Annotated in this window: 4 protein-coding genes; 1 reads left to right on the forward strand and 3 read right to left on the reverse strand. The window is 69.8% G+C overall.

What is annotated here, in order from left to right; all coding sequences use genetic code 11:
• The 3 genes from I0Q12_RS32760 to I0Q12_RS13215 all read right to left on the reverse strand — a co-directional run.
• Window positions 1-907 (reverse strand): CHASE3 domain-containing protein (locus I0Q12_RS32760; protein WP_231610572.1); only part of this gene is annotated, 907 nt, incomplete at its 3' end.
• 74 nt (window positions 908-981) lie between these two features.
• Window positions 982-2,160, reverse strand: a complete 1,179-nt coding sequence (locus I0Q12_RS13210; protein ID WP_307846223.1) for a fused response regulator/phosphatase — start codon at window positions 2,158-2,160, stop codon at window positions 982-984.
• A gap of 76 nt (window positions 2,161-2,236) precedes the next feature.
• Entirely contained in the window at window positions 2,237-4,348 is a 2,112-nt protein-coding gene (locus I0Q12_RS13215) for an efflux RND transporter permease subunit (RefSeq protein ID WP_197252351.1), read from the reverse strand.
• Between the two features lie 144 nt (window positions 4,349-4,492).
• On the opposite strand from I0Q12_RS13215, the gene I0Q12_RS13220 reads away from it, so the two are divergent.
• Window positions 4,493-5,160: putative protein N(5)-glutamine methyltransferase (locus I0Q12_RS13220; RefSeq protein ID WP_197252364.1), on the forward strand; the 668-nt coding region annotated here is incomplete at its 3' end.

Raw genomic sequence — 5,160 nt, forward strand, 5'->3', positions numbered from 1 at the left:
CGAGCACGTCGCCGTAGCGTTTCTCGAGCAACTGGCAGAACGAGGCGACCTTGCGCAGCGGCTCCTGCAGGTCGTGGGACGCGACGTAGGCGAACTGCTCGAGATCAGCATTGGATCGCCGCAGCTCCTCCGCGGTCGCATCGAGCTGGCGGGTCTGCTCCTCGAGCTGCCGCTGACGATCACGGACGACGTCCAGTTCGGCGACGATGCGGCGGCGCATTCCCTCGATGTCGGTCGCGAGGGAACGGATGTCGGCGGGCCCGCGGCCGGCGTCGACCCGATGCTCGAATTCGCCCTGCGCGACCCGGCGTGAGGACGCGGCCAGCCGCGCCAGCGGTTCGGTGACAGCAACGCGCACAAGCACGGCGAAGATGCCTGCCGCGACCACCAGCACGATGGCCAGGGCCGCGTACACGACGTTGCGCATCGTGCGCGCGCGATCGATCTCCGCCCGCGCGTCGTCCACCGCCTCGGTCAGGTGCTGGTTCTGCTGGTCGAAACTCGCGCGGAGCTCGTCGAACAGGTCCCTGCCGCGCTCGTAGAACGCCGGATCGGGTGCCGGAGCGGCGAGCAGGGGTTCCGCGAAGGTGGACTGCCATTCCTGGGCGGTCCGTTCGAGGGCGTCGAGATCGGCGAGCAGGTCGGGCCGGCCCTCGAGCAGTTCCCGGATCCGGTCCTCGGACTGCTGCTCGATCTGCAGGCCGTCCCGATAGGGGGCGAGGAAGGTCTCGTCCGCGGTGAGGGCGTAGCCGCGCACTCCGGTCTCCTGGTTCACCAGCGCACTCTGCAGCTGATAGGCGGCCGAGCGGGCCGGCATGAGGCGGTCCGTCAGGTCGTCGGTGACGCGCGAGTTCGCGCCGAGCGCCGCCGCGCCCGCTGTGGCGCCGGCGATGACGAGCAGCGTCATGATCGCCAGGATCAGGTTGAACCAGGCCTGCACCGTCAGTTTCGTGCCCGCGGCGGCCTGGGGGGTCGGAGTCGTCACGAGCGGCCGTCCTCGCCCGCCCATTGCACGTGCAGGACCGCGACATCGTCGCTCAGCCCGCCGTGCGGTGCCGCGAGCGTTTCCACGTGGGCGATCAAGGAATCTACGAATTTCTCTCCGCTGCAGTCGATTCCGAGTTCGCTGGCGTACTCGAGCAGGCCGTCCTCGCCGAGCCGGTCCAGTTCGCCGACCCTCGCCTCGAACAGTCCGTCGGTGAACAGCACCAGTCCGGTCCGTTCGTCGATCTCGATCGTGGTCTTCCGCCACGTGCCGCTCTGCTTGCGCAGGCCCAGCGCCGGTCCGCCGGGCACCTCGAGCCACTGGACGTCGTCCGGGGTGCGCAACACCTCGATCGAACGGCGGTCGGCGGAGAGGACCACGCTGGTCGCGGTCGCGAAGATGTGCGACCGCGGGCGTTCGGCGACGAGCAGTTGTTCCAGTGTGTTCATCTTCGTCTCGACGTCGACACCACCGAGAACCATTGTGCGCCAGCCTATTCTCAGGTTGACGCCGAGCGCCGCCTCGTCGGCGCCGTGGCCGCAGACGTCGCCGATCAGTACGTGGACGGCGCCGTCACGGGTTTCGACGACATCGTAGAAGTCGCCACCCAGCAGACCGCCGGCCCGGCCGGTCCGGTACCGGGTCACCACATCCACATTTTCGCTGCGCAGCAACGGAACCGGAAGCAGACCGCGTTCGAGCCGGGCGTTCTCGCGGGAGCGCTGTTCACTCGCCTGCAGCGCGGCGGCCGCGTGTTCGGCCCGTTTGCGTTCGATCGCGTAACGCACCGAGCGGGTGAGCAGCTCCGCGTCGACGACACCCTTGATCAGGTAGTCCTGGGCGCCCTCGGCGACCGCGGTGAGCCCGGCCTGTTCCGCGGCGAGGCCCGTCATCACGATCACCGGCACACCGGGCGCGTACTTCTGCACGGCCTCGAGAGCATCGAGACCGTGCGCGTCGGGCAGGTTCAGATCCAGCACGATGCAGTCGGGCCGGGTCGTGCCGAGCCGGGTGCGGGCCTCGTCGAGCGACTGCGCCCAGACGATGCCGAAGTCGATCACCGCGTCCGAGGCCATCTCCTCGACGAGCAGAGCGTCGCCGGGATCGTCCTCGATCAGGAGCAGGGACACCACGGCAGCTTCGGACCTGCCCAAGCCGCCATCGGTGTTCAACACACGTCCTCCTGCGTTCGTCGCGTGACGCCCGCCGGGCCCTTCCGGACCCGGCGGACATGGTGAACCTTTATCGAATCTAGCCGTTGACGGCCGGTACGGGATCGCGAGTTCCCGTCCCGGAGTCCGCCCCGTCCCGCGACGCGAGCTTGCTGGGCCACCAGATCCGCTTGCCGATGTCGATCGTCAGCGCCGGGACCAGCAGCGATCGCACGAGCAGCGCATCGAGGAGCACACCGAAGGCGACGATGAACGCGAGCTGTCCGAGGAACAGCAGCGGGATCACCGCGAGTGCCGAGAACGTGGCGGCCAGCACGACACCGGCCGACGTGATGACGCCGCCGGTCACCGTCAGCGCACGCAGCGTGCCCTCCCGGGTGCCGACCCGTGCGCTCTCCTCACGGACGCGGGTCATGAGGAAGATGTTGTAGTCGATCCCGAGCGCGACGAGGAACACGAACCCGAACAGCGGCACCACCGGGTCCGCGCCGGGGAAGTCGAGCACGTGGTTGAACAGCAGCGACGACACCCCGAGGGTTGCCGCGTACGAAACGATCACGGTGATCATCAGCAGCACCGGCGCGACGATCGCCCGCAGCAGCAGGGTCAGGATCAGCAGCACCACCGCCGTGACCACCGGGATGATGACGGTGCGGTCGCGGGTCGCGGTGTCCTTCGTGTCGAGATCGACGGCGGTGGTACCGCCGACGAGGGCCTCCGCCTCCGGAACGGCGTGCACGGCGTCGCGGATGCGTTCGACGGTGTCCTCGGCCTCCAGCGAGTCGGCGGGATCGGAGAGCGTGGCCTGCACCGCGATCCGGCCGTCGACGACCGTCGGGGCACCGTCGGGACCGGCCACCGGTGTGACCGTCGTGACGCCCTCGACGCGAGCGGCCGACGTGACCGCTTCGAGGGTGCCTTCGCGGGCGACGATCACCGTGGGCGAACCGCTGCCGGCATCGAAGTGTTCACCGAGGATCTCCTGACCGGACGACGAATCGGTCCGGAGCAGAAACAGATCCGACGATGCGACACCGCTGGCCTTGAACTGCGGCAGCAGCAGCGCGAACCCGACGAGGACGACGCTGCACACCATCCAGATCGGCCGCGGGTTGGCACCGACCTTCTGCGCGATCGAATTCCAGAACCGGTGCGCCGACGCGAGATCGCCGCGGTCGGCCTGGGGATCGGCCTTCGGGCGGGACGGCCAGAACGCGGAGCGGCCGAGCAGCACCAGCGCGGCGGGCAGGAACGTCATCGACGCGACGAACGAGGCGGCGATACCGATCGCGGCGACCGGTCCGAGACCGCGGTTCGAGTTCAGATCCGACAGCAGCAGGCACAGCACACCCGCGATGACCGTCGCGGCGGACGCGGCGATCGGCTCGAGCGTCGACCGCCACGCGGTGCGCATCGCCTCGTACTTGTCCTCCACCGCACGCAGTTCCTCACGGTATCGCGCGACCAGCAGCAGGGCGTAGTCGGTGGCGGCACCGAACACGAGGATGAACAGGATGCCCTGGCTCTGCCCGTTGAGGGCGATCGCGCCGGCGTCCGCGAGCATGTACACCGCGAGGCTGGCCAGAGCGAGCGCGAACACCGCCGAGATGATCACGACGAACGGCAGGATCGGGCTGCGGTAGACCACGAACAGGATCAGCAGCACCACACCACCCGCGACGAGCAGCAGCATCCCGTCGATCCCGGCGAACGCAGCGGACAGGTCGGCGATCTGCCCGGCCGGGCCGGTGACGTGCACGGTCAGCCCGTCCGGCGGGGACGCCAACCGGTCGCGCAGTTCCTCGACCACCTCGCCGACGTCGGTCTCCGCGTCGATCGGCACGATCAGCTGGGCGGCCTGACCGTCCTGCGACGGAATCGGCGGCGGACCCACCGACTCGGCGGCGAGAAACGCCAGGTCGTCGGGGGTGATCCCGGATTCGCGTTCGGCGACGACGATGGCGGGCACCGCGTTCGTGGACGTGAACTCCGCATACAGCTGATCCGCGCGGGTCGATTCGGCCGACGCGGGCAGGAACGCGCTGTTGCCGTTCTGCGCGACCTCACTGAGCTTCCCGGCGAACGGACCGCCGCCCCCGGCGATCGCGAGCCACACGAGCAACAGCAGTGCGGGTAGCAACCAGCGGAGTCGCCTCGTCGGGCGCTTCGGTGGTGTCGTCGTGGTCGTCAAGCGTTCCTCCTGAAGTCGGTGGCCCTTCGCCGCGTGAACTATCCTGCCGTGCCCGCGTGGACGAGGGGCATTCGGAGCCGTACCGGCCGCGGATGGGTGTTGCCGGGCTCCCTTTTCGGGACACGAACCGCGTTAGGGTGTGGCGTGGCCGCCACACCGTCCCCGGATCGGTCCCGCACCGACCTGATCGACCGACTGCGCGCGGCCGGGTGCGTGTTCGCCGAGGAGGAAGCGGACCTGCTCGCCGTCGCGGCCCGAAGCCCGGAGGAACTGTCCGAACTCGTCGCCCGGCGCGTCGACGGCATGCCGCTCGAGCACGTCCTGGGCTGGGCCGAGTTCTGCGGACTGCGCATCGTGGTCGAGCCGGGGGTCTTCGTGCCGCGTCGCCGCACCGAGTTCCTCACCCGCTGCGCGGCCGAGAAACTGATGCCCGGCGACGTCGTCGTCGACATGTGCTGCGGTTCGGGTGCGGTCGGGGCGGTGCTGGCTCACTCGGTCGCGAGGATCGACCTGTACGCCGTGGACGTCGATCCGGTCGCCGTGCGGTGCGCCCGACGCAACATCGAGCGCTTCGGCGGCCGCGTGTTCACCGGCGACCTGTGCGCGCCGCTGCCCGCGTCGATCGCAGGGCGCATCGACGTGCTCGTCGCGAACGCGCCCTATGTGCCGTCGCACGCGGTCGCGTTCATGCCGCCCGAGGCGCGGCTGCACGAACCGCTGGTCGCGCTGGACGGGGGCGGCGACGGGCTCGACGTGCACCGCCGCCTGGCGGCCGAGGCCCCCGGTTGGCTCGCGCCGGGTGGGCGGTTGCT

Source organism: Rhodococcus sp. CX, from assembly GCF_015865005.1.
GTDB lineage: Bacteria > Actinomycetota > Actinomycetes > Mycobacteriales > Mycobacteriaceae > Rhodococcus.